Consider the following 26520-nt stretch of genomic DNA (forward strand, 5'->3'; position numbering starts at 1 on the left):
TGACGGGAGTCTGTCAGGTGCCGGGGACGGTCAGCGTGCCGTCGGACAAACCGGCCCCGGCCAGGCCGAGGATCTCGTCGAGTTCGGCGTACTGGGCGTCCAGGAGGGCGCGCCTGCGCTCGATCTCGGCCAGCAGGGCGTCGAGGCGTCTCACCTCGGCGGGGGGAAGTTCGGGCAGCGGGGTGTCCTCGACGCTTCGAGCGGCGCGCACCGCGCTGGGGGACCTGCCGCCTCCGGGGGCGGTCGCCAGCAGCAGCGCCAGCACGCGGGGAGTCAGCGGGCGTCTGGCGTCGGGGACCGGTCGCAGCGCACGGGCGGGGAAGGCCACGACGGAGCCTCCCTCGTCGTCGACCACGGTGCCGAACTCCGGGCTGGTCGTGTACACCACGTCGCCGGGCTCGGTGAGACTCGCGTGGGGGTACTCGGCGGCCAGGAGCACCCGGTCGACGCGGCGGGAACCGCGGGGCGCCCGTCCCAGGATCTCCTCGGGGCCGAGGACGGCGATCCCGCCGCGCCGGTCGAGGTGTTCCGGAGAGATCCGGTGCCCTCGCACCTGGGCGAGGCGCCGCTGGGAGACGAGCGCGCCGACCGTGGTCCTCGCGGGCGCGTCGGCGACGCGGCGCATCAGGCCGCTGCGGAAAGAGCCGTGCGTGGCGGTGTGGGTACGGCACCTTTCCGCGGCCTCGGAGAGGCGGGTCTCGGCCTCGGCGATGAGCGCCGGACGGTCGTCGGCCGTCCGGGAGAGCCGTCGGGCCTCTGAGGGGCCGGGCGGCACGAGGGGCGCGCCGAACCGCTCCTGGAGTTCTTTGACGGGGACGGCGCGGCCGTAACGGGCGGCGTGCCCGCCCGACGAGGCGCCTTCGGCGCGCCACAGCAGGATGTCCTCGGCCAGCCGTGCGCGGACGTCGCCGTCCAGTTCCTCGCCGCTGACGTCGCAGAGCAGGACGTAGCCGCGCGCCTTGTCCACGGGCTCGCGGGTGAGGGTCCACAGGGCGCAGTCGTAGCCGGGCCGGTAGGGGTCGGCGCCGCCGGGCAGTCTGACGACGGACTCCACCAGACCGCTGCCCAGCAGACGCGATCGGACCTCGACTGTGGCAGGGGAGGTCAGTTCGTCGACCAGGGCGTCGGCGGGGCCGACGATCACCGCTGTGCGGCCGGGGCCGAGCAGGTCGCCGATGGCCTCGACCTCTTCGAGAACCTCAAGACTGGAGCGGGTCTCGCCGGCCCGGTAGGGCAGGGCGGTCACGACGAGGTCGGGATCGGTGATCCTCTCCTCCAGTTCGACACCGATTCGGACGTCCAGGTCGAGTTCCTCGACCCCCGTCAACAGGAGCCTGCGGCGGACGAGGCGGGCGAGCCCTTCGCGGCGTTCGGCGGCCAGAACGCCGACGGCGGAGGGGGCGTCCACGGCCGTCACGATGTCGTTGAGCAGGTCGCCGCAGCAGGCGTGGGGATCGGCGACGGTGAGGTCCCCGCGGTCGAGGGCACGCTGTGCGGGATCGGCCACGTGAACGATCAACCTGCGTACCTCCGTGGCGAGGGGAGCGGTGGACGGGCCGGCCAGTCCCAGGCGGTGCCTGCTCGCCATGAGCTGCTCGTGGGCGCCGGCAGGGGTGTATGCGGCTTCGACGAGTTCTTCGGCCAGCGGGGCGATCCGCGCGGCCGTCTCGGGGGCGTCGCGTAGCTCGCGCAGGACGAACTCGTCGTCGAAGTCCATACGCTCGGCCCGATCGAGCAGACTGTCGGCGGTGGTCTCCGCCAGGGGCTTGTCGTCCAGTTGCCGCAGGCACAGCAGCGAGCCCAGGAGAGAGACGAGCCGTTCGGCGCCGATCTCGCCGGCGTGGTGGATGAGGCCGTGCAGCGCGAGCTCGGCGCGGAGGTCGTCGTCGGGGGTGTTGCCCAGCCCCGTCGCGGTGAGCCAGGCGGTCACCTCACGGCCGTCGAACCAGGCGCGGTTGCCCTCCGCGGCGACGGGACGCGGGAAGTCCGGGTACCGGCGGCGCCAGGTGGAGACGACCGGCCGCTGGACCCGAGCCAGGGCCGCGATGTCGGAGAGGGAGAGCAGCGCGGGTGTCTGGGGCATCCGGGACTCCTTGCTCGCTGCGGCGGGGGCGGAATCACCGTAGAAGAACAACGAAGATAAGTAAAACAGAAAAATGACAACGGGGGTTATCAATAAAAATCATGGCTTTATGGTCATGGCGGATGCATGCTGGTTCTCGGTTCGCCGCGCAGTTGTAGAGCCGTAGCGCGGCGGCCGGCACCGGAGGCGCGTTCCGGATTCCCTGCCCCGTCCCTCGAAGCCGCCCCCCCGGTGAAGGCGTGAGTGTCCCAGATGACACCGCACGACACACGTGTCCTGCACGCCGCCTCGCGGTGCGAGGCGGCGGTATCGACCGCGCCCTTGCCCCGTCCCGACCAACGGCGGGCAGGACGCCTCCCCACCGACTGCGGGCCGGCCGAAAACCAGGCGGGACCGCGCAACGATCACGAAGAAGGAGCCCCCTATGCACGGACAGCAACCTCCCCACGCACCTCACTCGCCCCAGGGGCCTTACTCGCCTCAGCCCGGTGCTCCACAGAAGAAGAACTGGTGGCTGTGGGGCTGCCTGGGGTGCGGCGGGTTCCTTTTCCTGCTCTTCCTGGGCGTGGGCTGCATGGCCCTCGTCGGCGGCAGCGGCGACGAGCCGGGCGGCTCGTCTTCCGGGACATCCTCGTCCGAGACGACCGCGAGTGGTTCCGACACCGACTCCGGGGACGGCGGAAGCGGCGACGACGCGGACGACAGCCAGGAGGAAGCGGCGGCCGGTATCGGCGACACCGTCGAGTCCGGGGCGTTCGCCTTCACCGTCACCGAGGTCGAGACCGGCGTCCAGGAGGTCGGCGACAACCCGTACCTGAGCGAGACCCCGCAGGGCCAGTACGTCATCGTGCACGTCACCGTCGAGAACATCGGCGACGAGGCCGGCACTTTCGACTCCTCCAGCCAGACGCTGCTGGACGGCGAGGGCAAGGAGTACAGCACCGACACCTCAGCCGAGTTGGCGCTGGACTCCGACAGCTTCCTCAACGAGATCAACCCCGGAAACAAGGTCGAGGGCAAGCTCGTCTACGACGTGCCCGCCGGCGTGGAGCCGACCGAGATCGAGCTTCGGGACTGGCTGTCCCTGGACTCCTCGGCGGTGGTGAGCCTGTCATGACGGCGCGGCGCATCCTCCTGCTCATCGGACTCGGCTGCTTCGTCGCAGCGGCGGCCGGCGGCCTGGTGCCGCTCTCGGCCGAGGGTTCCTCCTGCGGGACCGCGTTCGTCCCCTCCGACGAGGCCGCCGTGGACGACTGGACCACGGCGCTCACGGAAGGCAGGGGCGGCGCCGCGGAAGCGGCCTGCGCATCCCTGCGTTCGGTGGTCGCGGTTCCGATCGCCATGCTCGCCGCGGTCGGCTGCGTCCCCCTCGTCGCGGCGTGGTCGCTGTCGCGTCCCCCCGAGAGCCGGTCGACGAGCACACAGCATCCCCCGTCCGATTGACACCCACGAGTGCGGGCCGTCGGCCCTCGGCCTGCGGCCCGCACTCTCGCGTAACCGACGAAATTCCGTGGCAGTCAGCGAGAACCGGAAGGAGAACGTGAGCACTCTATGAGTGGCGACAGTAGATCCAACTCCCGCACCCGTAAGTCCACGCTGCATCGATTGCGAGTCCCCGGCGGCACCCGCGTGGAACTCCGCGAGTTCGTGCGCGACCGCTACCTGCATCGTGACGACTACCAGGTCAGAGCCTTCGTTCGAGACGGTATCGAAGGTCTTTTGGTGACAGGAGGCATCCCTCGAGACCGCGCCGACTGGTGCGCTGCGGTCGAAGCGATTAGCGGGCTCGACGTCAACGAGCGCAGTCACGCGGCGGCTGGGCTCGTCTTGATGCGTACGAAGCAAGGTATTTATGCGCTCAGCTACGGCGTGGGGTACCACATGCTCGACCCCTACTATCGGGACGATCGATTCGGTATCGAGTTCGCTACCCGCTGTCTCGACGAGGACGGCGTCATCAAGGTGCGCAACCAGATTATGGACGGCCGTGGACGTGTCGACGAGTACTCGGTCGCCAGGGGTGAGCGTATAGACGGCTTCGGCCTCGACCGTTTCAGCGCGATCGTCCGGCGCATCTGCGGAACTGTCAGCGGCATCGAACTGACGTCCCTGCGGTCCGGGAAATCCGAAAGAGTGAAGGTCGAGTGCGCCGAGTCGACCATCAAGCTCCCCCTTGCGACCACACCGGAGGATTTCCTTGACGATCTGCGTGCTATCGAGGAGGTGTGTGCCCGCGAGGAGCCGCTGCCGGAGCTGGGGGGTCTCGCCCGGATTCGCACGCTGGAGCCTCGTGGCCGCAAAGTCACCGAGGCACGAGCCGCCTTGGAAACCTTGCTTGCGAATCCGGAAAGCCCTCGACTGACGTTGGGAGTTCCGGAGTCCTGCCAAGAGGCGTTCGCCTCCGCCCAAGCGTTCCGAATCTCGCGGGGAACCCGCAGCGAAGAGCTGGCGGACCTCGACCTGCCCACACTCTTGTCATTTGTCCAAGACGAACCGGAGGGCGAGCGACTGCGGGCCTTGGGAAAGGTGCGCATCGTGCCGTATAGCGACGATGACCTGAAGACGCCGGCCAGTGGCACCACACGGGGCCACGAGTGGCTCATCGCCGACATCCCTGTCGAGACCGACCGCCTCTTCTACGGACAGGGTGAGTGGTTCGAGGTCGGCGCGGACTTCCTGCGGACTCTGGAGGAAGAGTTGCAGCGGCTCCTAGCGGAGGAGCCGACCGTAACTCTTCCATCATGGCCGAAAGGGGAGATCGGCAAGGATCGAAAGGACTCTCACGACGAGGGCTGGTACAACAAGCAAATTGCCGCGCAACCCGGCTACCTGCATTTTGACAAGGAGACCGTCGTCACCGAGAAGTTCAAGGGTGGCGGGCTGGAGATCTGCGATGTGCTCGGCCCGGACAACCAGTTGATATGCGTCAAAAAAGCGCTCTCGAAGAGCGCGCCGCTCAGCCACCTCTTCGCTCAGGGAGTGACAGCAGTGGAAGTACTGCGCGGCGATAGCGAGGTTCGTCAGCGGTTCCTCGAACAGGTGCGAGCTCACACCCCGAACCACCGTCTGCTGCAAGACTTCGGTAGTCTGCGTGTCGTCTTCGGGATTCTTCTCAAGAAGGGTGAGGGCATCACCGTTGACTCCCTCTTCGCCTTCGCCCAGGTCTCTCTCCTGGAATCGGTCCGCCGCCTCCGTGCCATGAACGCAGAGGTCGAGATCGTCCCGATCTACCGCTGAGAGCGGAACCCGAGCCGAGGTGCGTCACCACAGCGTCCAAACGCGGCCTCGTTACGGACAGCTTCGAGTTGGGACCCATGCACCTGAGGAACCGGCACGACACTATTCGCTCCTTATTTCGGATTACAGAGCGTGGGTGCCTGAATTTCTGGTTCGGTGAGTTCTGGGATACCGGCTGTGGTGAGCCTCCGTGACGTTGTGGCCGATGACGACGATGTCCCCGTTGTTCAGGTCCCAGATGTCTGGGCATTCTGGCCCCGCTTTGGTGACTCCCAGGCTCGTGGGCGGCCTTCCGAGGCGGTGCCTGAACCCCGCGCGCGGGTCAGTTTCCTCGGGGCTGCTTACGGACGATTCCTCACACAGAGAAGACGGGACAGGGCAAACGTCATTCCCTGGCTCTGCGTAGCAAAACCCTCTCGTTTCGCCGTTCCACGTGCTGCGTGCCGGCTGGGCGCCACCCCTTGTGGTGCGATGGTGGGGTGGCGCATCGCTGCGAGCACCTAGCGCACCGGGCGGTAGGTCGCGATGAGGGTGCCGCTGGTGGTCTGTTGGGAGCTGACCAGTTCGAGGCGTTTGAATGGGGTGTCGTCGGCGAAGAGTTTCTTGCGGCCCTGGCCGGCGATCACGGGGTGGATCATTAGCATCAGTTCGTCGAGGAGGTCCTGATCCAACAGGGACCGGACCAGGGTGGGGCTGCCGGAGATCGAGATGTTCTGGCCCTCGGTGGCCTTGAGTTGGTTGACCGCGGTGGCCAGATCGCCCTTGATCAGGGTGCTGTTGGGCCACTCCTCGACGCTGTCCAGCGTGGTTGAGGCGACGTACTTGGGCGTGTTGTTGATCCAGTTCGCGAAGCCCACATCCTCGCCGCTGGTCACCTTGGGCCAGTACCCGACCCACTCGCTGTAAGTCACCCGCCCGAGCAGAACCGTGTCGGCGGCCTCCAGCGCCGCGTTCATCGCCGCGCCCATCTCCTCATCGAAGGCGAACTGCCACCGCTCCGGCGACTCCACCACCCCGTCGACCGACATGAACAGACCCGAAACGACCTTGCGCACGATGACACCCTCCCTGATTCCAGGCCGGCGCGTTCCCCCGACTTCCCACGACAGCGCCTGACGGTGTCTGGGTGCGGCCGGCCTCGCTGCTTGCCCTTGGAAGATTAGGGGAGCAGCCGATTTAGGTCTTGTACAGAAGCGACAACGGCTCCGCCGGATTTCGGTCGTTTACCCGTGTGGCGCTGCGCCCGATGTAGCGGGTCAACGATCGCGCCAGGTGGGGCTGGTCAAAGTAGCCGAGCCCGTGCACCACGTCGGGGATCGGCGCGCCCTCGCGAAGTAGCGCCGCCGCCTGCCTGGCCCGATCGATCTGGCGCACGGTGCCTTGGGTGAGCCCCGTGGCTGCCACGAAACGCCGCTGCACGGTGCGTTCGGACACCTCCGGGGCGGCGCCGTCAAGCACCGCGGCGACGAGCGGATCACGGACCAGCACCCCGGCGCGCACCAGCCGCGCCACGAACACCTCGGCGTTGTCGTAGTCGGGAAGGTGCCAGACGGAGCCCCGCAGCCACAAGGATCGGCCCGTGGTGTCCGGGATCTCGACAGCGTCGTCGACAAGTTGGCCGACCGGAAGATGGGGCATCGACGTGCCCAGCGAGAAGACGATCCCGAAAAACGTGGCGTCATGGGGAACCGGCGCCGAGCCCGCCACCGTCTCCGGTCCGCGCACCGTCACCCTGACCTGGCCGTGCTGCTGCCACACGACCAGCTCGCAGTGCGGTATCGCGATCGAGGTCATCTGGGCGACGTCGTAGCTGCGGCTGTGCCACACCCGCTCGATGTAGGGCGACTCCGACGGTCGACTCTCCAGTTCCAGGCCCATGGCGGCCATTCTTGCCCACCCCGGTGACAGGCGGCCCTGACGTCATCGGAGTGGACCGTGTGGCGCACACGACGGTCCGAGCCCCGGCGGCGCCGCCGTCTTTCCTGGCCCTGGCGCCCTCCAGCCCCGGCAGGCCGTCGAGAGTCATCGCACCCGTTCCGGTTGGGCGGGCACCAAGGACACGAAAACAGCGCCGGAGGGGGATCTTCCCCCCGTGGGAGCCTTGCCGGCAGCGCGGCCCTCTCGACACGCTGCCGGCGGGCGGTTCAGTACGGCGCGTACGGGGAGAGCGGGCCAAGAGCCATGGCGTACCAACCGCTGCCGAGCAGGGCCAGCAGCACGAGTCCGCTGCCGATCCGTCTCGCCCCTCCCGCCCCGCGATGAATGTCGTCGACGAGGACCAACGTGGCGGGCAGGATCGCGAACAGGCCGGCCAGTTGGAGAAACTTCAGCAGCCACACCACCGCCGAGGGGGCCTCGCCGGAGAACATGGTCAAATAGAGAGCCGCCCACCACCCGAGCAAAGCCACTACGCTCGCGGACACACCGATCCGGGTCAGGAGGCGGGGCCACCACCCGGCCCGGTCGCGCTGGGGCCGGGACAGCCACCAGCGCACGAGAGCGCCGATCGGCCAGGAGAGCATCGCCCCCACGAGCACCACCACGGAGGCGAGCACCACCGGCAGTGACAGCATTGCCGCCGGTCCCGGGTCGCTGAGCAGCGGGGGAAGCGCCGAAGCGACACCGAGCGCCTCGACGCGGTCGACGCCCCCGGACAGCACGGTCCCCTGCGGCTGGCGGCCGGTGGTCCGCTCGTGCCCGCCGCTATTGAGGGGTACGAAGATCCCGGTGCCCTCGGCGGGGGCGACCGGCTGTGGCCCGCCCCCGCTCGGCCCGGTGCCGGAGTAGGCGTGGCCGCGGGCGGTGAGCGGTTCGCCGTCGTGGACGACGCTCACGGCCGCGCCCGCGATACCGGCGTCTTCGAGGGCGGCGGGCATGAGTCCGTCGAGCCAGGTGTTGACGTCCTGCGCGGAGAGGGAGGCGGTGGTGGCGGGGGTGGGGATCGCGGGCGCGGGAGCCGGCGGGGATGCGGCGGCCCCGCAGCCGCCGGCGAGCGCGGCGACGGCCCCTGCGGCGGCCAGTGCCGCGGCGGGGGAGCGGCGTCTTCGCGGTGCGTGCCCTGCCGCGGAGGGACGGGGGGTCTCATCAGTGGTGGTCACGGACTCACTCCTGGTTGTCGAAAGCAGCGGGCGTCCGCGCCGTGTCGGCCTATGTCGCCCGATATCGCACAACCCAGCGTGTCGGATACACATACGCCGCGTCATCGGTCGAGAAGGCATCCGTCGTACGACCTGAGGAGGACGTCCCGTCGACGCGCGCACCTGGGCGCTGCTTTCCACGCGGCGGTTTCGCGGCGTTTCCCAAACAGGGGAGTGGCGACCGCCGAGGCCGGTTCAAGGTTGCGGCGACGGCGGCGCTGGAAGGGGGCTTCGCCTGGCCTGGAGGCCCGGCGGTCGCCGGCTCAGCGCCGACCGGAGCGTGCGGGCGGGGGAGACTCAGCCGTCGCCCTGAATCATGGCGAGGGCGGTGACGTCCTTGAGGAGAGCCATAGTGGTGGGGCGGTCCTGGTCGCCGTAGATCTCGGCGTACAGGTCGGTGGTGCGGTCGACGATGCGTTCCCTCTCCGCTGCGGGCCGAAAGCCGGCGGGCGCCGTGAAATTCGCGAAAGACATGAGCGCTCCTCCTTGGTTTTCGGTGGTTCCGCTCGCGGATCGGTGGCGGCACGCCACAACGCACTCGGCTGGGTTCTGTTTTTCGAACGGCTGGAGGTGGGGCCGTGGGGGTGTTCTTCGTTCGCTCGTGCCTCGATCGCGGCGCGATCTCGGCAGCCTCAAGGGGGTCAGCCTCAAGATGAGGTGGTGGTGCTGTTTCGTGGCGTTGTCCCTTTACTCAGCGCTGTCCTTTTGCTTTGTCCCCCTTAAAGCGCCGAGGTTGTGGGGTGGGGGTGTTTGTATATCGCCTCTTTTTGAGGTGTTGAGGTTGTGGGGTGAGGAGAGGCATGTATACCGCCCTTCAAGCTGCCGAGATCGCGTAGCGATCGAGGCACGAGCGGACGACACCACTTCCCACACTGTCGACCACCACCGGCCCTGCCTGGGTAGGGCCCGGGGGGCGGCTCGGTTGCCCGCTCGGAATCGATACTGTCCCCGCGCATGCGGGGAGTCGCCGCAGGAGGGCGGAGCCGTTCGCCAGGGCGCTATGACACCGCAGCCGCCGGTGAACGCGACACGGCCTCCGCGGCGGCGAGCACCGCGGAGGCCGGGGGCTTGTGAGGAGGCGATACATCCGGTCACACCGTTCGCGCCCCGTGTGGTCCCCCAGTGGTCAGACCACGTCCAATCCCCCCGGATTTCGGTGTCCGACCAGGTCAGGCGCTTGTTTCGGTCTGCGAAGCGGGCGGGTCCGGCCGCAAGCTAGCCCTTGCGGGCCACACCGCCGTACTCGGAGACCGGCTGGATCTGGTCGACCTCGGTCGTCTCCGGGCGCCATAGCGAACACGAGACCACGCCTGGCTCCAGCAGTTCCAGACCGTCGAAGAGCGCCTCGATCCCCGCGGCAGAACGCACCGTGAGCTTGGGGGTGCCCCGTTCGTTCCACGCTGCGGCCACCTGGTGCGCGCGCTCGGGGTCGAGATCGTCGGTGGGGTGGGAGATCACCAGGTAGCTACCTGGAGCCAGTGCCTCCAGCAGCCGGTCCAGCACCGAGCGTACTTCCGTGTCGTCGCTCACGAAGTTGACCACGCCCAGCAGCATTAGGGCCACCGGTTCCGACAGGTCCAGGGTTGTGCGGGCCGCCTCCAGGATCGTCTCCGGGGAACGCAGGTCGGCGTCGACGTAGTCGGTGGCGCCCTGCTCGGTACTGGCGAGCAGGTCACGAGCGTGTGCGAGCACAAGCGGATCGTTGTCCACATACACCACGCGCGCCTCGGGAGCCAGAGACTGGGCGACCTCGTGGGTGTTGTTGCCGGTCGGTAGCCCTGTGCCGATGTCGAGGAACTGCCGTATGCCCTCGTTTTGTACCAGGTGGGTGACGGTGCGTCGCAGGAACTCGCGGTCGGCTAGCGCGTTGTCGACGATCTCGGGGAAGAACGAGCGGATCTGCTCGCCCATCTCCCGGTCGACGGGGTAGTTGTCTGTGCCGCCCAGCCAGTAGTTCCAGATACGGGCGTTGTGCGGGATCGAGGTGTCGATGGTGGGCTCAGGAGTCTCAGCGGACACGTTCCTGCTTTCTACAGTGGCGCTTCAGGGGCGCAAACGGGTGGTACCCGACCATTCAATGCCCCTGTCGAATCCGTGGGCAAGTACCCGGGGGAGTGGGCCGGCCGTTGCTCGAAGCGATGCGGGAGAGCCGTGGCGACCGGAAAACGGCGGTACCGGCGCAGCCTTCAGCGCCGGGCGAGGAGACGACCCGCCTGGATGCGGCCATGGCGATGGCAGGCGGGGGGCGTCGGAGCGTCGGTGGGCGCGGTCGTCGTCGAACACCCCTCAACCGCCGCGGGGTGCGTACATGATCACCGCGACTCCGGCCAGGCAGATCAAAGCGCCGAGGATGTCGAAGCGGTCGGGGCGGAAGCCGTCGACGATCATGCCCCAGGCTAGCGAGCCGGCGACGAACACTCCGCCGTAGGCGGCCAGGATGCGCCCGAAGTGGGCCTCGGGCTGTAGCGTTGCCACGAATCCGTAGAGCCCTAGGGCGATGACCCCGGCGCCGACCCAGATCAGCCCCCGGTGCTCGCGCACCCCCTGCCACACCAGCCAGGCGCCGCCGATCTCGAACAAGGCGGCCACGGCGAACAGCACCACGGAACGCAGGATCAGCACGCGGTCTCCTCCGGCTCGGTCGGGGGCGGCTTCCTCATGCTCTCATCGAGCGGACCGTGGGGCGGGGGCGAGTGCGCGCACCTGGGGGTGGTCTGGGCGGCGTGATCGCTGCGAGTGGCCGTTGGGCGATCCTGGGCGGCACGAATCGTCGGGCGGACATCCCCACGTCACGATCATGGTGGACGTACCCCGCTTGGCCTCCCCTGCGAGGGCGGCCGGCGACCGCCCCGGTCGCCCCACCTTCGCCGCCCCGTTGCCGACAGCCCCCCGACCCCCGCGAACCCGCCATCCACACGCCAGCCGTTCAGAAAACGAAACCTTGCCCGGGGGAGTCAGCGCACTGTTTGAAGCAGTTTGTTGGGTGTGGTCTCGGTCGGCACGCCGGCGAGTACGCCGACCACGGCTGAGCCGGCCAGCGCCTTGTGCACCTCGTCGGGGGTGGCCTCCGGGTGTTGGCTGAGATACAGCGCCGCCACGCCGGCGGCATGCGCCGCGGCGACCGAGGTACCCGACATGGTGGAGGTCCCTCCGTCCAGCCAGGCGGAGGTGATGTCCACACCGGGGGCGTAGAGGTCCAGCCCCGCGCCGTGGTTGCTGAACGAGGCGACCCGGTCGTCACGGTCGGAGGCGCCCACGGTGATGCCTTCGGCCACGCGCGCCGGGGAGGCGTTGCTGACATCCTCGGAGTCGGCGCTGGCCTCCAGCGAGTACGTGATCCCGGAGGCGATGGACCTGCGGATCGCATCGTCGAGAACGTCAGTGGGCGGGAGACCGATGACGAAATTGACGACCGAGGGGCCTGAAGCGTTCTTGGTGATCCAGTCGATCCCCTCCAACAGCCCCTCGATGCTGCCGCCGCCCTCGGCGTTGACGACCTTCACCGAGATCAGGTTCGCCTCCTTGGCGATCCCGAACTCGGCACCGCCGATGATCCCGGCCGTGTGGGTCCCGTTGCCGTTGTCGTCGCTGCCGTCCCCGCCGAAGGCGTCAAAACCCGGTTTCGCACGCCCCCGCAGGTCGGGGTGGTCATAGTCGATACCGGTGTCGACGATGTAGACGTCCACGCCGGCCCCGGCGGCCGACGGGTAGGTGTAGGAGTGGTCGAGCGGAAGCTCGGGCTGATCGATTCGGTCCAGTCCCCAGGATGGCGGGGCCGACTGCGTCACATGAGGCGGATTCGTACGTCGAATGGTTGACAAAGCTGCTCGCAGTTTTCCTCGTCGTGGTGAAGGCTCGTGTTGCCCGCATGACGGGCCCACCCGATTCGGGCGAGCGAAGTCAGCAGGCCGCAGTTGTCCGGGGCTATCCGCCGATATCCCCGACCGTGTTCAGTCCTCGGCGCATCCTGCTGCGCACGCGCCGGAGGCGGGCGGCCGCGCCGGTCGAGAATCCCGGTCGCGGCACGCCCGACACGCGGTAGGTACCCGCTTCCCGGTGCGCCCGGGCCGCGACGCCACCGACGGAATCCGTGCGAGATCTCCGATGCGCGGCGGCGCGGCCCGAGGGCCTACGGGGGTTACTTCGCAAGCGCCTCGTCGAGCGCCACCAGGTGGCCGGTCCCGCTCAGCGACGCCAGGTCGATGTCGGCCACGCAGCGAACCTTCACGTAGTTCAGCGTCAGCGTCCCCTCGAGATGCACGCTCCCGCTGGCATTGGTGAAGTCCGCTTTGCCCAGGTCGGTGGCGGTCTCGTCGACGCGCACGCCCAGGTCGGTTCCTCCCTGCGAATCAGGGAATTTGATGAAGACATAGCCCAGCTCGGAGATGCGCCGCCGCAGCTCCTCCGCCGAGGGCGACGGGCCGCCGACAACGACGTTGTGCCCCTCAACGCAGAGACGTTCGACGAGTTCGTCCATGAATAGCTCCTCTAGAACTGCTACACGCTTTTTGCCGAGTGATCGTTTGCGATGTCTCACTCGACAGATCCGGTGACTCGCCGACGGCATGGGTTCTGTTTTTCGGACGGCTGGGGGCCGTGGGGGTGTTCTTCGTTCGCTCGTGCCTCGATCGCTGCGCGATCTCGGCAGTCTGCGGGGGCGCTCACCCTCTTTTACCCACCGCCCGTCCTCGCCGCCCTTTTCAAAAACAGAACCTAGCTCGCCGACTCCTCCATCTGCTTGCGTAGGCTTCGCGGGCGCATGTCGGTCCAGGTTTCCTGCACGTAGGCGAGGCACTCGTCCTTTGAGCCGCTCACCCCCGTGTCCTGCCAACCCGCGGGAATGTCGAGGTAGGACGGCCACAGGGAGTACTGTTCCTCGTCGTTGACGAGGACCTTCATCTGGCTGTCGTCCATTGTTGATCTCCAACCTTTGTCGTCAGGGGGTCCCGCTGTTTCTCGCAGCGCTACTTTTAAGAAAAGAGGGGATGGGTGTTCCGCGATCTTCTAGGGAAAGAGCCACGGCGCTTCTTGCCTACGGGCCTTCTCGTAGGCAAGTATTTCGTCCTTGTGGGAGAGGGACCACCCGATATTGTCCAGCCCCTCCATAGCGGCATTCTTGTTGAAGGGGTCGATTTCGAAGTGGAACGTGTGTCCCTCCGCAGTCGTTACAGACTGAGAGGGGAGATCGACGTGCAACGTGGACGCGCCTGGCCGGAGAGAGTTGAGGAGCGTCGCGACCTGTGAGGAGGCCAGTGTGATCGGGAGGATGTTGCTGTTGAAGCAGTTGTTGTAGAAGATGTCTGCAAAGCTCGGGGCGATGATGCACACGAACCCGTATTCGCGCAACGCCCACGGAGCATGCTCCCGTGAAGAGCCACAGCCGAAGTTCTCGTCCGCCACGAGAATGCTCGCGTCCTCGTAGCCGGGCTCGTTCAGCACGAAATCCGGATTGGGCGTGTGACCGTCTTCGAGGTACCGCCAGTTGGCGAACAGGAATTTACCGAAGCCGGTGCGGCGGATCGACTTGAGAAAACGCGCGGGGATGATGTCATCTGTGTTCACATTGGTCCGTGCCAGCGGCACGGCAACACCATCATGGGTGATGAACTTCTCCATGGAGGTCCTTTCTCTACAGGGCGCGAACATCGGCGAAGCGGCCGGTTACAGCCGTCGCAGCCGCCGTCGCCGGACTGACCAGATGGGTCTGGCCGCCACGCCCCTGACGCCCCTCGAAATTGCGGTTGCTCGTCGAGGCGCACCGTTCGCCCGCCGATAGGCGGTCCCCGTTCATGGCGATGCACATGCTGCACCCGGCCTCGCGCCACTCGAAGCCCGCCTCGCGGAATATGTCGGCCAGCCCTTCTTCTTCGGCCTGGCGGCGAACGCTCATCGAACCGGGGACGACAATGGCCCGCACGTTGGCCGCGACCCGCCTGCCGGCGACGTAGCCGGCCGCCATGCGAAGGTCCTCCACCCGCGAGTTCGTACACGACCCGATGAAAACGGTGTCGACCTCCACGTCCTGAATGCGCTGTCCCGGTTCCAGGCCCATATACTCCAGCGCCTGTTCGATTCCCGCCCGGGCCACCGGGTCGCTCTCGGCAGCGGGGTCCGGGATCGTTCCTGTGACATCGACGACCATGCCGGGGTTGGTCCCCCACGTGACCTGCGGGGCCAGGTCATCGACAGCCAGGTGGTACTCCGCGTCGAAGCGGGCACCCGGGTCGGTGGCCAACGCCTTCCACTGCTCTGCCGCCTGTTCGAAGAGCTCACCTGAGGGAGCGAAGCGTCGCCCGCGCACGTACTCGATCGTGACGTCGTCGGGGGCTACCATGCCCGCCCTCGCCCCCGCCTCGATCGCCATGTTGCACAGCGTCATGCGTCCCTCGATCGTCAACGAGCGAACGGCGGAGCCGCTGAACTCGATGACGTGGTGCGTACCGACGTTGGTACCGAGCTTGCCGATCACGGCAAGAGCGATGTCCTTCGCAGTCACACCGGGTCTGAGCACCCCGTCGATGTGGATGTTCATCGTTTTGGGCTTGCGCTGTAGCAGGCACTGGGTGGCCAGCACGTGTTCCACTTCGCTGGTTCCGATACCTACCGCGAAGATGCCGAGCGCCCCGTGGGTGGACGTATGGGAGTCACCGCACACGACCGTCATACCGGGCAGGGACAGGCCCAGTTCCGGTCCCACCACGTGCACGATCCCCTGGTCTTCGTTGTTCATGTCGAGGAGCGTGACGCCGAAGTCCCGCGCGTTCTCCTCCATCGTCTCGATACACATCACGCTCGGCTCGTCCACGACGTCGACGAGCCGACGCCCCGGCGTGGTGGGAACGTTGTGGTCGATCACGGCGATGGTGGTCTCGGGGCGGTGGACCGGGAGATTGCGCTCCCTCAGGCCGGCGAAAGCCTGCGGCGAGGTCGCTTCATGGGTGAGGTGTCGATCGATGTAGAGCATCGGCACCTCACCGGGCTCGTCACGCACGATGTGTGCGTCCCAAATTTTTTCGAACATTGTTCGAGGGGGCATCGTAGGGTTCCTCCAAGCATGCCTGTCGCAACGTCTAAGGGGGTCTTAGGCCCCATGCGGCGCCGAAGCCTCCGCGTAGCTCGCTTCCAGCTCCTCGGCGGTCAGTTCGCGGCCCAGCTCGTTGGCCCGAGCGAGGGCGTTCTCGATGGCCTCCGAAGAGAGCTTTTGGGGGTCGCCCCCGCTGCTCATGTAGGCGAGCTTCACCGTGCTCTGGCCGCTCCACGGGCTGACGCCCACAGACGTGGTGCCGCCGACGGTCTCCGGGTTGACGGCCGAGTACACGGTGCTGGCCATCTCCCGCAGCTTGTCCTCCAGAACGAAGTCCTTCGCGCCCCGGGCTTTGTCGGCCAGACCGTGGGCCTTGAGGATGGCGTCGGTGTGAATGCCCGAGGAGGTGTGGCTGTAGCGCTGCCCGAGTACTCCGTGTTCCGGCGCCGGGACGTCGACCATGTCCCCGTAGAACGAGATCAGCGGGAGGAGTTCTCGCATCTCCCAACGAGGGGGAAGACCGGCCTCTGCTTCGATGGCGGCCAGATTCAGCACAATCTCTTCCAGGGAGGCGTTACCGGAGCGCTCGCCGACGCCGCGCGAGACGACGTGGATACGGTCGATCCCGGCCGCGGTCGCCATCATCGCGTTGCCCAACGCGTTGCCCATGTCGCGGTGCCCGTGCCACTCCAACTTCACGTCGGGCATGCCCAGAGCTTCGAGCTCCTGCCGGACGAAGCGTACGAGGCGGTAGGTGCCCAGCGGCCGGATGGTGCCGATCGTGTCGGCCATGGCGACGCTGTGGGCGCCCGCCTCAACCTGGGTGCGCACGATCGCGCGTACGTCCTCGGGGGAGGTCTGGCTGGTGTGCTCGGTCCCCGCGATGACGGGGATGCCCACGTCCACGGTTTTCCTGATGAACGTGTCCAGCTTGTCCTGGATGAAGCTCAGGTCCCAGCCTTGGACGAGCCGCCGAGACGGAGCGGTGCCCATGAACACGAGGGATACGAGTCCCGGATGAATCTCCTTGCACTCGATGGTCCACTTCAGCGATTCCTCCGTGCACATGGAGAGCACGGAGGGAACGATGGAGGGAACCTCGTCTCGCATCCGCGCGAGGAGCTCCTTCATCTTCGCGTTGAGCGTGCCAGCCTCACCGGGGTAGATCCCGACACAGGCGTAGGTGATCCCGAAGTCGCTGAGCAGGGACAGGTATTGCAGCATCTTGTCGACTGACGGATAGCTGGCGGTGCCCTGGAGCCCGTCCCGCAGGCACTCCGAGACAAGCTCGGTACCGGCGGCCTGCGAAGCGAGCGGCTCACCGGGGATATTTTGCGGGAGCGGCGCGAGTGGACTCTCTTCGTTGTTCCAATTGAAGTTCGTTGGCACATCGAAGGAGTTCATGTCCGTCCTCGCGGCGTCTGCGGAGTTGGCTTTTTCTTTCTGCATAACCTCTCCTTTTCAGGAAAACAATCCCCCCACAGCACGGCCGGCCGTCAATCCGTCGCGACGGGCAAGATGCCGACCGAGAAGCGGATGTAATCATCGGAGTAACCAAAGGTGGAACCTGGTATTCCGGCAAGCCCGGTTTTCTCAAAGACGGAGAAAGAGTCTTCGCCTTCCCGGAGCTTGCTCCAGTTGTAAATAGTCACGTCGTCGTCGAGGTAGATTTGCTCAAAGAGACGGTGTTCTTTATCAAGCTTCTCCAGTTGCTCTCGCAGCCGGGAGCGGCGCAGCCGGTAGAGTTTGCGGATCTTTTCGATCAGTTGAGGGTTTTCCCGGAAAAGAGCGTGATAAGCCATGAAGCGTAGCTGCCACTCCCCGGGAAGGGAGGCCACACTGTTGGTCCAGCTCGACCCCATTTTTCCGGCCAGTTCGGTGTCGCCGAAAACAATCCAGCCGAACCTTTCCCCCGTCAACGTGTGCGTCTTCGACCAACTGCTCACGTAGATCATCTGGTCGGCTATATCGGCTGCGGAGGTGAGGCTTTGCATGCGCGCCTGATCGTCGGCGGGCGGACCCGTTCCGACATAGGCCAGGTCTGCGAGGATGTAGATCCGTCGCCCTTGTTGCGCGAAACGCCGTATGACGTCCTGGAGGGACGAGAGTTCGTCGGGGGAGTAGGCGAACGTCGTCGGGTTGTTCGTCACCGCCAGGTAGACGATGTTGATGTCCGGGTTCTCTTCAAGAGTCTGCGAGAGCAGCGGGCCGGTCAGCTTGAAGTCGTCTTCTGCTCGGGTGTTAACCGAGTGCAGTCGGTATCCGTGGGAGGTGGCCTGTAGCTCCGGCATGTTGAATCCGGGGGCGGCGAAAAGGACCGCGCCCGGCGGCTGAGACTGGAGTCTGGACAGGCGGGCAAAGCCTCGGAGGACCTTGTCGATACAGTCCGTCGCTCCCAGCCCGACGGCCACATGCTGTGCGGAAGCCGTCAATCCCCAGTGCTGCATGTCGTCGGCCAGCCAGCCCCGCAGAACTGGATTGCCGACACCGTGAATGTCGTAGACACGCAGGTCGTGGCCTTTAGAGAGGAGGTGTCGCTCCGCTTCCAGCATCTGCTCCCGCAGCCACCGGTACCCCTCTCCCGAGGCGGTGTAGCCGTTCAGATCCTCTCCCGGCAGTGCGATGCCGAGTTCGTCTCCCAAGAGTCGAAAATCCTCGGGGCCGCCTGCCTCGCCCTCGCATTCGTTGATGAGGCGCACATTGACGTCACCGATCGTCCGGTTCACGATCTCGTGCCGAATAGCCGCTTGATCGAAGTTACGTTCCACGCATTCTCGTTCCAGATCTTGAACGATTCGCGCCATGACCCGGATGGGCGGCTCTGCGCTTTCTCCCAGGCGGGCTCTATGGCGCTGCAGTATTTCCTTGCGGGCTTGCCGGACGAGCATGCGCTGCTCTTCAAGTCCGGCCGCAGCCTCTGAGGAGAAATTCTGCAGCATCATTATTGGGTAACCTCCAGCTACCAATTCATTTAATAGCGCACGCGTGAAACCGCGGTCGATCGTCGATTTATGGCTCCGCCCTGAACTGACAGAAGCCTGTACATCATGTTCAGGGCTGCATCAATGTGTCGCGGATTCGCTGCCCCATTTCCTGGGTTCCGATGACCGTGCACCCCCCTTCGTGCAGGTCCACCGTCCGGTACCCCTGGTGGATCACGTCCTCGACGGCCTTTTCGACAGCCGAAGCCTCCCGGTGCAAACCGAGCGAATGGCGTAGCAACAGGGCGGCGGACAGAACCGCTCCAATGGGGTTGGCGCTGTCCTGTCCGGCGATATCGGGGGCCGAGCCGTGGATGGGTTCGTACAGTCCGAAGCTCCCGCTCTCGGTGCGCCGCTGCCCGAGACTGGCGGAGGGCAGCATGCCGATGGAGCCCGTGAGCATCGAGGCCTCATCGGTGAGGATGTCGCCGAACAGGTTCTCGGTGACGATGACGTCGAAGTCGGCCGGGTTCCTGATCAGCCCCATGGCGCAGGCATCGACGAGCATGTGTTCGTAGGTCACCGTGGGATAGTCACGTGCCACGCGCGCCACGACCTCTCGCCACAAGACCGAGGAGCTGAGCACGTTGGCCTTGTCCACCGAGGTGAGCTTGCCTCCGCGATCGGCGGCGATCTCGAATGCGGTCCGCACGACACGTTCGATCTCGTGTGAGGTGTACAAGAGGGTGTCGATAGCCTCCGCCTCGTCACCCGTGCGACGGATCTCGCTGGGTTTGCCGGGCACCGACTCCAAATGCCCGTAATAGAGCCCGGCCGACAGCTCCCGCACGAAGATCAGGTCCGTGCCTTTGAGGTATTCGGGCTTCAGTGGAGAGGCGTCGTACCTGGATTCGACGGGGCGGACCGGCCGGAGATTGGCGAAGAAGCCAAACTCCTTGCGCAGCCGAAACAGCGCCTGCTCTGGCCGGGGGCCACCGCTGTGGTTCTTTCCGGCGGGCAGACTGCCGATCGCCCCGAAGAGGATGGCGTCGCTGTGTGCACACGTCTCGAACGTGGTCTCCGAGATCGCCACCCCTTCAGCCGCGATGGCAGCCAGCCCTACCAAGCCCTGGTGGACCGTGAACGTGTGACCGTACAGCTCTTCCACGGCATGCAGAACCTGGAGGGCCTGCGCGGTCACTTCGGGGCCGACACCATCGCCCGGCAGCACAGTGATCGTGGCATCGCTCATCGGGCTAGCACCTTTCGCAGAGGGTGGCGATTCTCGTGTGCACGTTCGTCGTCAAACGGCCTGAATCCGAACAGCTCGCGGATGGGAAGCGCACATTACGCTTGCCGTTTCGGAGATGAGCTCTTCTCCTTGGGGTGGAAAAAGAGCAGCTGATCGACGATGGAGCCGCGCCAACAGATCATGTCGTGGCCCCCGATGTATTCGAAGTAGTCGAGTTCGTAGCCTTTCTCCCGCAAGACGTCACGCATGTTCTCGTGTGTCGTCATCGGGTCGAACTCCATGATGGCCTGCTCCATACTCCCGATCGTCATAGAGAATCGGATGGGCAGCTTGGAGCTCTTCTTGAACTGCTGTGTCAGCCACTCTTCTTCGACGTCGGGAACGCCTTTCCCCGGCCACCAGAACGAGCCCGACTGGGAGATCACGTTGCCGAAGCGCTCTGGCGACTTGAAGGCGCAGTAAGCCGCCGCAAGACCACCGAAGCAGGACCCGCCCACAACAGTACGCGCGGGATCCGAGGTAATGTTGTAATTTTCGTGAACCCACGGCATCAGCTCTTTGTTCAAAAATTCATTGAACGCCGGGTAGCAGGGAAGCTCGCGGGCACGGATTTCCTGGTCCTCATTGGTGTGCATGACCAGGACATACGGGGGAATCCGGCCGGTGTAAACAAGGTTGTCCATCACGGTCGTGATGGAGGCGAAGTTGTAGTACGACCATCCGTCGAACAGCAGAAAAACGTTGTACTCGTCGCCGTCGGGGTTGTAGTCGGGGGGTACGTAGACGCCGATGTGGTGCTGTGTGTCCAGGATCGAGCTGCGCATCGAGTGCATGTGGCTCTTGCCCTTCGGCACCCCGCGGCGTGGGATGTTCCACGGCTGTTTCGGCGCCCCGGGAAGCTCCAGCACCGACACTTTGAACTGGTCCGGATTCCCCATAAGCGTGTAATCCCGGGGGTTCAACGGGTCGGGCCGGTACTGCGGGAGGCGTTGCAGAATCTCCGCGTAAGAATTGAACGGCACCAACGAGTCGTTCACCGAAAGCAGGTAGGTCGTCCGTACCTCTGAGGGCAGGAGGTAGGACTTGTACCAGAGATCGGTACCCGGAAGGTTTTCCATCTGGTATTCACTGAAGTCGCCGTTGCTCGGTGCGCTGAAGAAGAGCACGACCACGTTTTCAGTGTCGCCGGGGTCTCGCCACAGGAATGTGACCAGAGTCTGCGAATCGTCGTCGTCGACCTGTTCCATCAGCGGTGAACCCGACTCCGCGACCTCTTGCCAGAACTTGTCGAGGGCGTCACGGTTGCCCGCCTCGACCTCCGCCGCGACACGGGCGACTCGGGGGCTTGCTATGGATCTTTCCTGAGTGAGCATGGTCTTTCCTCCTGATGTCGTGCAGGGGCGATAACGGTGGGGGGTAAGGCGGCGAGGATTCTCAGAGCAGATCGAACAGCTCGTCCGCGTCCAGCTCTTCGCTATCGCCCTGCTCGACGCTGTTGTCGATGACGTCCGCGAGCGCTTCGACCGTCCTGTTTTGGAAGACCGTCGGAAGCATCAGCGCGATGCCCCATCTCTCCTGGACCTCGGTCGACATGGAAGCCACCAGGAGCGAGTGCCCGCCAAGGGTGAAGAAGTCGTCCTGGACGCCCACCTGATCCAGTTCCAGCAGGTTCGCCCAGAGGTCTGCCAGGATCTTTTCGGTCTCGGTCCTGGGGGCGACGTAGGTTCCGCTGTTCTGCGCCTGCTGCACGACGTCCGACAGCCCGGGCAGCGCCTTGCGGTCCACCTTGCCGTTGGCGCTCAGCGGGAATTCGTCCAACGTCATGAAGTAGGTGGGCACCATGTATTCCGGAAGTCGCTCGAGGAGGTAGGCCCGTAGGTCGTCCTGGTCCACCTCGTGGCCGTCCTTCGTCGTGAGGAAGGCGGTCAACCGCTTGTCGGTGGGCGTGGCCTCGTGCACGACGACCATGCACCCCTGGATGTCGTGGTGCTCGGCGAGGACGGCCTCGATCTCCTCGATCTCGATGCGGTAGCCGCGGATCTTGATCTGGTGATCCTTGCGCCCGGCGTACTCGATAGCGCCGTCAGCCCGGTACCGGGCCAGGTCACCCGTTGCGTAGAGCCGACCGGGGCCGAAGGGGTTGGCTACGAAGCGTTCGGCGGTCAGCTCCGGGCGCCCCAGGTAGCCGCGCGCAAGCTGGACACCGCCGATGTAGAGCTCACCGATGACACCGTCCGGTACCGGCGCCATCGCTTCGGTCAGGATGTAGAGCTGCGTATTGGCCACCGGCCGGCCGATGGGCACCGTGGTGGCCCCCGGAATGTCCTTGCACTCCCAGAAGCTGACATCGACCGATGCCTCCGTGGGGCCATACAGGTTGTGCAGCCGCGTGTTCGGCAGCGCCTCTTGGAACTGCTCCTGGACGTCGAGCGGAAGGGCCTCTCCGCTGCACACCACGTGCCTGATGCCCTGGCACTGCTGGGCCACGGTCTGCTGCTGTAGGAACGCCTGCAACATCGAGGGAACGAAGTGGAGGACGCTGATGCCCTGCCGCTCGATCAGCTCGGCTAGGTAGGCGGGGTCGCGGTGCCCGTCGGGCTGTGCGACGTGGAGTTGGGCGCCGACGATGACGGGCCAGAAGAACTCCCAGACCGACACGTCGAAGCTGTACGGCGTCTTCTGGAGGACACGGTCGTGTTCCCGCAGTTCGTAGGCGTCTTGCATCCAGAGCAGCCGGTTGCAGATGCCGCGGTGCGACAGCATCGCGCCCTTGGGCTTGCCCGTCGAGCCCGACGTGTAGATCACGTAGGCCAAGTTGTCCGGGCTCACCGTCACGTCCAGCGGCTCGGGGCCAGCCGCCAGCCACGAGGTGTCGCTCCCGCCCAGTTCGATGAACCGAACGCCCTGCCCGCGTAGGGAATCGACATGGTCCACCGTGTCGGGCTGGACCAGGGCGACCTGGACCTGAGCGTCTTCGGCGATGAACGCCAGCCGCTCCGAGGGGTAGTCGGGGTCCAGTGGGACGTAGGCACCGCCGGCCTTGAGGATGGCCAGGAGGCTGACCACGAGGTCGAGCGAACGGTACATGCAGACGCCGACGGGGGTTTCCGGCCCCACGCCGTGGCTGTCGCGCAGGGTGCGCGCCAGCCGGTTGGCACGGCGGTCCACCTCGGCGTAGCTCAACTGATGGTCTTCGAAAGACAGCGCGATGCGTTCGGGAGTCTGGCGCGCCTGTTCCTCGAACAACTGGTGCAGGCACAGCGGCCGCAGCGCCTCCGCGTCATATGTGGCGTTTCGCTCCTCCAGAATCTCTGCTCGTTTCGCAGCCGAGAGAAGCGTGAACCGCCCGACGGGCGTCTGCGGCGCTGCCAGCGCCTCCGCGATGAGGTTGCGCAGGTGTTCGCCCAGGCCGGCGATGGTGTCCCGCTCGAAGAGATTGGTGCTGTACTCGAAGTTAAACTCCAGCTCGCCCTCTCTGCGCTGGAGGCTCAACCCCAGGTCGAACTTTGACACGCCGATGCCGGAGTCCAAGATTTCGTGAATCCAGGCGGGCTGCTCCCCCTCGTCGTCACCTTCGTCGAAGAGCTTGTCCAGCCCGGTGAACATCACCTGGAACACGGGGTTGTAGCTCAGGCTGCGCTCGGGCTTGAGCTCCTCCACGATGCGTTCGAACGGCACATCCTGATGGCTCTGCGCCTCCAGGAGCTTCCAGCGAACCTGCTGGAGCACCTCCGCGAAGGTCGGGTTGCCCTCCAGGTCCACGCACAGGGCCACCGTGTTGACCAAGAACCCGATCAACGGCTCGGTCTCGACCCGGTTGCGGTTGGCGACCGGAATGCCGATTACCACCTTGTCCTGCCCGCTGTAGCGCGAAAGCAGGACCGCGAAGGCGCTCAGCACCGTGATGAAGTGCGTCGTCTTGTTCTCGCTGCTTACCTTTTTGAGTTGTTCGGTGAGTTCCGACGGCAGCGAGCACGTGTGATTGGCGCCCCGATAGTCCTGGACCGCGGGCCGGGGATGGTCGGTCGGCAGCGAGATCAGCGCGGGCGCCTCCGCCAGTTGCTCCTTCCAGTACTGGAGGTGCGGTTGCAGGCGTTCCTCTTGCAGCCACTGCTGCTGCCATACCGCATAGTCGGCGTACTGGATCGGCAGCGGGGCGGGCATAGCCGCCTCGCTCGTCGCGAGGGCGTCGTAGATCTGCATCAGCTCCTCGTTGAAGATTCGGACCGAGAAGCCGTCCACGATCGCGTGGTGCCCACTGAACGCCATGAGCGCTTCGCTGTCGGACAGGTGGATGAGCAGTGTGCGCAACAGTGGGCCCTCGGTGAGGTCGAAGCTTTGGGTCCACAGCTCGTGCGTGAGGGATTTCACCGACTCGGGGTGCTGTTCCGGCGACTGTTCCGACAGGTCGGCTTCGGAGAGGGCCACGGGACCGGTCTCCGCGATGACCTGCCACACTCGCCCGTGGCTCTCCCGGAAGGTGGTCCGCAACGTCTCGTGCCGCGCGACCAGCGTTTCCAGCGCCTGCTTGAGCCTTTCCGCGTCAACGGCGGCGGGTCGGTGGAGCAGCCAGCCCACCGTGTACAGGGCGCTGTCGGGGTGCAGGCGATCCATGTACCAGAGTCGCTGCTGGTCGAATGTCGCGGGAACGGGCTCGTCGCGTGCCACCGGCACCAGGGGCACGACCTCGTGCGGGTCCTGTTCCTCTAGCAGACCGTCCAGGTCGGCGGCGAGCTGGGAGAGGCTCGAGCGTTCGAACAACGCACGGATCGGCAGTTCGACCCCGAACGTTTGCTGGACGCGGGCCACGACCTTCGTCGCGAGCAGCGAGTGCCCGCCCAAACTGAAGAAATCGTCGAAGATGCCGATGGAGCTCTGCTCCAGCACCTCTTCCCAGATCGCGGCCAGCAGCGCCTCGGTCTTGGTCCGCGGCAGCGCGCTCTCGGAGAGCGCGGGTGCCGAGCTCTCCTCCGGCATCGGAAGCGCCCGCCGGTTCACCTTGCCGTTGTCGTTGAGGGGAAGCTGGTCGAGGTAGACGAACGCCGAAGGAACCATGTACGACGGCAACTGTTCCTTCAGGTGATCCTGAAGCACCTCGGTGATGTTCGAGGGCTCTTCGCTGAGCGCCACGTAGGCGGCCAGGCGCTTGCTGGAGCCGTCCGGCAGGGCGAGCACGGCGGAACTCTGGACCAGCGGATGCTGGTCGAGCACCGCTTGGATCTCGCCGAGCTCCATCCGGAAGCCCCGGATCTTCACCTGGCTGTCGACACGGCCGACGAACTCGATGTTTCCGTCCGGGAGGTACTTGACGAGGTCTCCGCTCTTGTAAAGGCGGCCTCCGGGTTCTTCGCCGAACGGATCTGCCACAAAGGACTCGGCGGTCAGGTCGGGGCGGTTGCTGTAGCCCCGGGTCACCCCGATACCGCCGATGTAGAGCTCCCCGGGAACCCCGACCGGGACGGGCTGCATGTAGGAGTCGAGCACGTAGGTCCGCACGTTGGTGATCGGGCGGCCGATGTGGATGGTCTCCAGGTGCTCGTCGGTGTGCGTTCCGGTGGCGAAGACCGTGGTCTCGGTCGGCCCGTAGACGTGGAAGAAGTCGCGGCCGGGCGCCCACGTCCGGATAAGGTCCGCCGAGTACGCCTCACCACCGACGACCAGCGTGCGCAGGTCGGGCAGCGGCTCCGTGGGCAGGGTGGCCAGCGCCCCCGGCGTGAAGCTCAAGATCTCGATGGCCCGCTCGGTCAACACGTCGTGGAGATCGGTGCCGATCATGCGCATGTCGCTGCTGGGGAAGTGAAGCGTGCCGCCCGTCACCAGCGGCAGGACGATCTCCCAGACAGAGAAGTCAAAGCTCAGGGAGGCGACCTGCAAGACGTTCTGCCGCCTGTTGAAGGAGGGGTGCAGCCGAATCCACGGCACGATGTGGTGGATGCACCGGTGAGCGACCATCACCCCCTTCGGTTTTCCGGTCGACCCCGAGGTGTAGATGATGTAGGCCAAATTCTCGGGCGTCAGGGTCGTCGACGGTGTCTCCGTCGGCTCGGAGGCCACGGCGGACCATTCCGAGTCCAGGCAGAGGGTGTGCAGGTCTCCGGCCGGCAGCTTCGACAGCAGCCGCGACTCCGTGAGGAACAGACGCATCCGCGCGTCCTCGATGACGAACGCCATGCGCTCGGTCGGGTAACGCGGGTCGATGGGAACGTAGGCGCCGCCGGCTTTCAGGATGCCCAACAGGCCGATAAGGGCCTCCGGCGAGCGCTCCAAGCACAGCCCGACCTGGACCTCAGGGCCGACGCCGCGGTCTTGCAGCCAATGTGCTAGCTGATTGGCGCGACTGTTGAGCGCGGCATAAGTCAGGTGCCTGTCCTCGTGGACCACCGCGATCGCGTCGGGCGTCACCCGTGCCTGCTCCTCGATGAGCTCGTGCACATAGGTGGCTTCGATGTCGGAGGTGGTCTCGGTGCTCCACTCCTCCACCGCCCGCGTGCGCTCGTCGTCGGTGAGCATGGTCACCTGGGGCAGAAGCTGCTGCGGTGAGCCCACAAGCTCGTGACAGATCTGTTGCATGTGCGCGAGCATCGCCTCGACCGTTCGGTTGTCGAACTGTCGACTGTCGTAGAAGAGGCTGATGCCGAGCTGCTCACCCAAGGTGATCACGGCGTTGATCGGGTAGTGGGTCTGTTCCCGCGAGCTCGCTTCCGTGAAGCGCAGCGCCTTTTCACTGTCCTCGTCCTCGGGGTAGTTCTCGAAGACGAAGAGGGTTTCGAACAGTGGGGCGTTGGCGGGAAGTTCGCTCCATTGCTGGACCTGGTTGAGGGGGCTGTATTCGTACTGGCGCATCTGCATGTTTTGTTCTTGCAGGT

20 protein-coding genes are annotated in these 26520 nt (G+C 65.8%); 3 read left to right on the forward strand and 17 right to left on the reverse strand.

Translation table 11 applies throughout. The annotated features are described in order from the left end of the window. Positions 1-13: 13 nt before the first annotated feature. The gene (locus ABD848_RS19205) at positions 14-2083 is read right to left on the reverse strand and encodes a serine/threonine-protein kinase (protein ID WP_344974363.1); all 2070 of its coding nucleotides are present in this window, start codon (positions 2081-2083) and stop codon (positions 14-16) included. A gap of 424 nt (positions 2084-2507) precedes the next feature. On the opposite strand from ABD848_RS19205, the gene ABD848_RS19210 reads away from it, so the two are divergent. The 3 genes from ABD848_RS19210 to ABD848_RS19220 all read left to right on the forward strand — a co-directional run bounded on the left by ABD848_RS19210 (position 2508) and on the right by ABD848_RS19220 (position 5320). Beyond that, complete coding sequence (locus ABD848_RS19210; protein ID WP_344974366.1) at positions 2508-3200, forward strand: DUF4352 domain-containing protein; 693 nt, start codon at positions 2508-2510, stop codon at positions 3198-3200. Further along, entirely contained in the window at positions 3197-3526 is a 330-nt protein-coding gene (locus ABD848_RS19215) for a hypothetical protein (protein WP_344974369.1), read from the forward strand. Before ABD848_RS19210 ends, ABD848_RS19215 begins: the two co-directional genes overlap by 4 nt. A gap of 108 nt (positions 3527-3634) precedes the next feature. After that, a complete protein-coding gene (locus ABD848_RS19220; protein ID WP_344974371.1) occupies positions 3635-5320 on the forward strand; it encodes a DUF6119 family protein in 1686 nt (561 codons plus the stop codon). 500 nt (positions 5321-5820) lie between these two features. Here the strand turns inward: ABD848_RS19220 and ABD848_RS19225 are convergent, their stop codons facing one another. The 16 genes from ABD848_RS19225 to ABD848_RS19300 form a co-directional block, all read right to left on the reverse strand. Continuing rightward, complete coding sequence (locus ABD848_RS19225) at positions 5821-6375, reverse strand: dihydrofolate reductase family protein (RefSeq protein ID WP_344974375.1); 555 nt, start codon at positions 6373-6375, stop codon at positions 5821-5823. A gap of 121 nt (positions 6376-6496) precedes the next feature. Further along, the gene (locus ABD848_RS19230) at positions 6497-7207 is read right to left on the reverse strand and encodes a helix-turn-helix domain-containing protein (RefSeq protein ID WP_344974378.1); all 711 of its coding nucleotides are present in this window, start codon (positions 7205-7207) and stop codon (positions 6497-6499) included. Between the two features lie 257 nt (positions 7208-7464). Continuing rightward, positions 7465-8418: a hypothetical protein gene (locus ABD848_RS19235; protein ID WP_344974382.1), complete on the reverse strand. Its 954-nt coding sequence runs from the start codon at positions 8416-8418 to the stop codon at positions 7465-7467. A gap of 336 nt (positions 8419-8754) precedes the next feature. Next, a complete protein-coding gene (locus ABD848_RS19240) occupies positions 8755-8931 on the reverse strand; it encodes a hypothetical protein (RefSeq protein WP_344974387.1) in 177 nt (58 codons plus the stop codon). A gap of 741 nt (positions 8932-9672) precedes the next feature. Then, on the reverse strand, positions 9673-10476 hold the full coding sequence (locus ABD848_RS19245; protein ID WP_344974391.1) for an SAM-dependent methyltransferase: 804 nt from the start codon (positions 10474-10476) through the stop codon (positions 9673-9675). Between the two features lie 267 nt (positions 10477-10743). Beyond that, positions 10744-11079: a YnfA family protein gene (locus ABD848_RS19250; protein WP_344974394.1), complete on the reverse strand. Its 336-nt coding sequence runs from the start codon at positions 11077-11079 to the stop codon at positions 10744-10746. A gap of 332 nt (positions 11080-11411) precedes the next feature. After that, positions 11412-12245 carry a S8 family peptidase gene (locus ABD848_RS19255; RefSeq protein WP_344974401.1) on the reverse strand — a complete coding sequence of 278 codons (834 nt, stop codon included), beginning with the start codon at positions 12243-12245 and terminating at the stop codon, positions 11412-11414. A 350-nt stretch (positions 12246-12595) separates the two neighbouring features. Then, the gene (locus ABD848_RS19260) at positions 12596-12934 is read right to left on the reverse strand and encodes a uroporphyrinogen-III synthase (RefSeq protein WP_344974404.1); all 339 of its coding nucleotides are present in this window, start codon (positions 12932-12934) and stop codon (positions 12596-12598) included. A gap of 236 nt (positions 12935-13170) precedes the next feature. Continuing rightward, positions 13171-13371, reverse strand: a complete 201-nt coding sequence (locus ABD848_RS19265; protein WP_344974407.1) for an MbtH family protein — start codon at positions 13369-13371, stop codon at positions 13171-13173. A gap of 90 nt (positions 13372-13461) precedes the next feature. Beyond that, positions 13462-14073 (reverse strand): 3-isopropylmalate dehydratase small subunit, encoded by a 612-nt coding sequence (gene leuD, locus ABD848_RS19270; protein WP_344974410.1) that lies wholly within the window; start codon positions 14071-14073, stop codon positions 13462-13464. 13 nt (positions 14074-14086) lie between these two features. Beyond that, positions 14087-15493 carry a 3-isopropylmalate dehydratase large subunit gene (leuC, locus tag ABD848_RS19275; protein ID WP_344974413.1) on the reverse strand — a complete coding sequence of 469 codons (1407 nt, stop codon included), beginning with the start codon at positions 15491-15493 and terminating at the stop codon, positions 14087-14089. 45 nt (positions 15494-15538) lie between these two features. Then, entirely contained in the window at positions 15539-16930 is a 1392-nt protein-coding gene (locus tag ABD848_RS19280) for a hypothetical protein (RefSeq protein ID WP_344974416.1), read from the reverse strand. Between the two features lie 47 nt (positions 16931-16977). Beyond that, on the reverse strand, positions 16978-18423 hold the full coding sequence (locus ABD848_RS19285) for a pyridoxal phosphate-dependent aminotransferase (RefSeq protein ID WP_344974419.1): 1446 nt from the start codon (positions 18421-18423) through the stop codon (positions 16978-16980). Between the two features lie 109 nt (positions 18424-18532). Next, entirely contained in the window at positions 18533-19654 is a 1122-nt protein-coding gene (leuB, locus tag ABD848_RS19290) for a 3-isopropylmalate dehydrogenase (protein WP_344974422.1), read from the reverse strand. A 95-nt stretch (positions 19655-19749) separates the two neighbouring features. After that, a complete protein-coding gene (gene fes / locus ABD848_RS19295; RefSeq protein WP_344974425.1) occupies positions 19750-21027 on the reverse strand; it encodes an enterochelin esterase in 1278 nt (425 codons plus the stop codon). A gap of 61 nt (positions 21028-21088) precedes the next feature. Continuing rightward, positions 21089-26518 (reverse strand): amino acid adenylation domain-containing protein, encoded by a 5430-nt coding sequence (locus tag ABD848_RS19300; RefSeq protein WP_344974428.1) that lies wholly within the window; start codon positions 26516-26518, stop codon positions 21089-21091. Between the last annotated feature and the right edge of the window lie 2 nt (positions 26519-26520).

This window comes from Salinactinospora qingdaonensis (assembly GCF_039539445.1).
GTDB lineage: Bacteria > Actinomycetota > Actinomycetes > Streptosporangiales > Streptosporangiaceae > Salinactinospora > Salinactinospora qingdaonensis.

Excerpts from the sequence above, each read along its gene's own strand:
- ABD848_RS19205 (WP_344974363.1), bottom strand. The coding sequence starts at position 2,083 with ATGCCCCAGACACCCGCGCTGCTCTCCCTCTCCGACATCGCGGCCCTG.
- ABD848_RS19210 (WP_344974366.1), top strand. The coding sequence starts at position 2,508 with ATGCACGGACAGCAACCTCCCCACGCACCTCACTCGCCCCAGGGGCCT.
- ABD848_RS19215 (WP_344974369.1), top strand. The coding sequence starts at position 3,197 with ATGACGGCGCGGCGCATCCTCCTGCTCATCGGACTCGGCTGCTTCGTC.
- ABD848_RS19220 (WP_344974371.1), top strand. The coding sequence starts at position 3,635 with ATGAGTGGCGACAGTAGATCCAACTCCCGCACCCGTAAGTCCACGCTG.
- ABD848_RS19230 (WP_344974378.1), bottom strand. The coding sequence starts at position 7,207 with ATGGCCGCCATGGGCCTGGAACTGGAGAGTCGACCGTCGGAGTCGCCC.
- ABD848_RS19240 (WP_344974387.1), bottom strand. The coding sequence starts at position 8,931 with ATGTCTTTCGCGAATTTCACGGCGCCCGCCGGCTTTCGGCCCGCAGCG.
- ABD848_RS19260 (WP_344974404.1), bottom strand. The coding sequence starts at position 12,934 with ATGGACGAACTCGTCGAACGTCTCTGCGTTGAGGGGCACAACGTCGTT.
- ABD848_RS19265 (WP_344974407.1), bottom strand. The coding sequence starts at position 13,371 with ATGGACGACAGCCAGATGAAGGTCCTCGTCAACGACGAGGAACAGTAC.
- leuD (WP_344974410.1), bottom strand. The coding sequence starts at position 14,073 with ATGGAGAAGTTCATCACCCATGATGGTGTTGCCGTGCCGCTGGCACGG.
- leuC (WP_344974413.1), bottom strand. The coding sequence starts at position 15,493 with ATGCCCCCTCGAACAATGTTCGAAAAAATTTGGGACGCACACATCGTG.
- ABD848_RS19280 (WP_344974416.1), bottom strand. The coding sequence starts at position 16,930 with ATGCAGAAAGAAAAAGCCAACTCCGCAGACGCCGCGAGGACGGACATG.
- ABD848_RS19285 (WP_344974419.1), bottom strand. The coding sequence starts at position 18,423 with ATGATGCTGCAGAATTTCTCCTCAGAGGCTGCGGCCGGACTTGAAGAG.
- leuB (WP_344974422.1), bottom strand. The coding sequence starts at position 19,654 with ATGAGCGATGCCACGATCACTGTGCTGCCGGGCGATGGTGTCGGCCCC.
- fes (WP_344974425.1), bottom strand. The coding sequence starts at position 21,027 with ATGCTCACTCAGGAAAGATCCATAGCAAGCCCCCGAGTCGCCCGTGTC.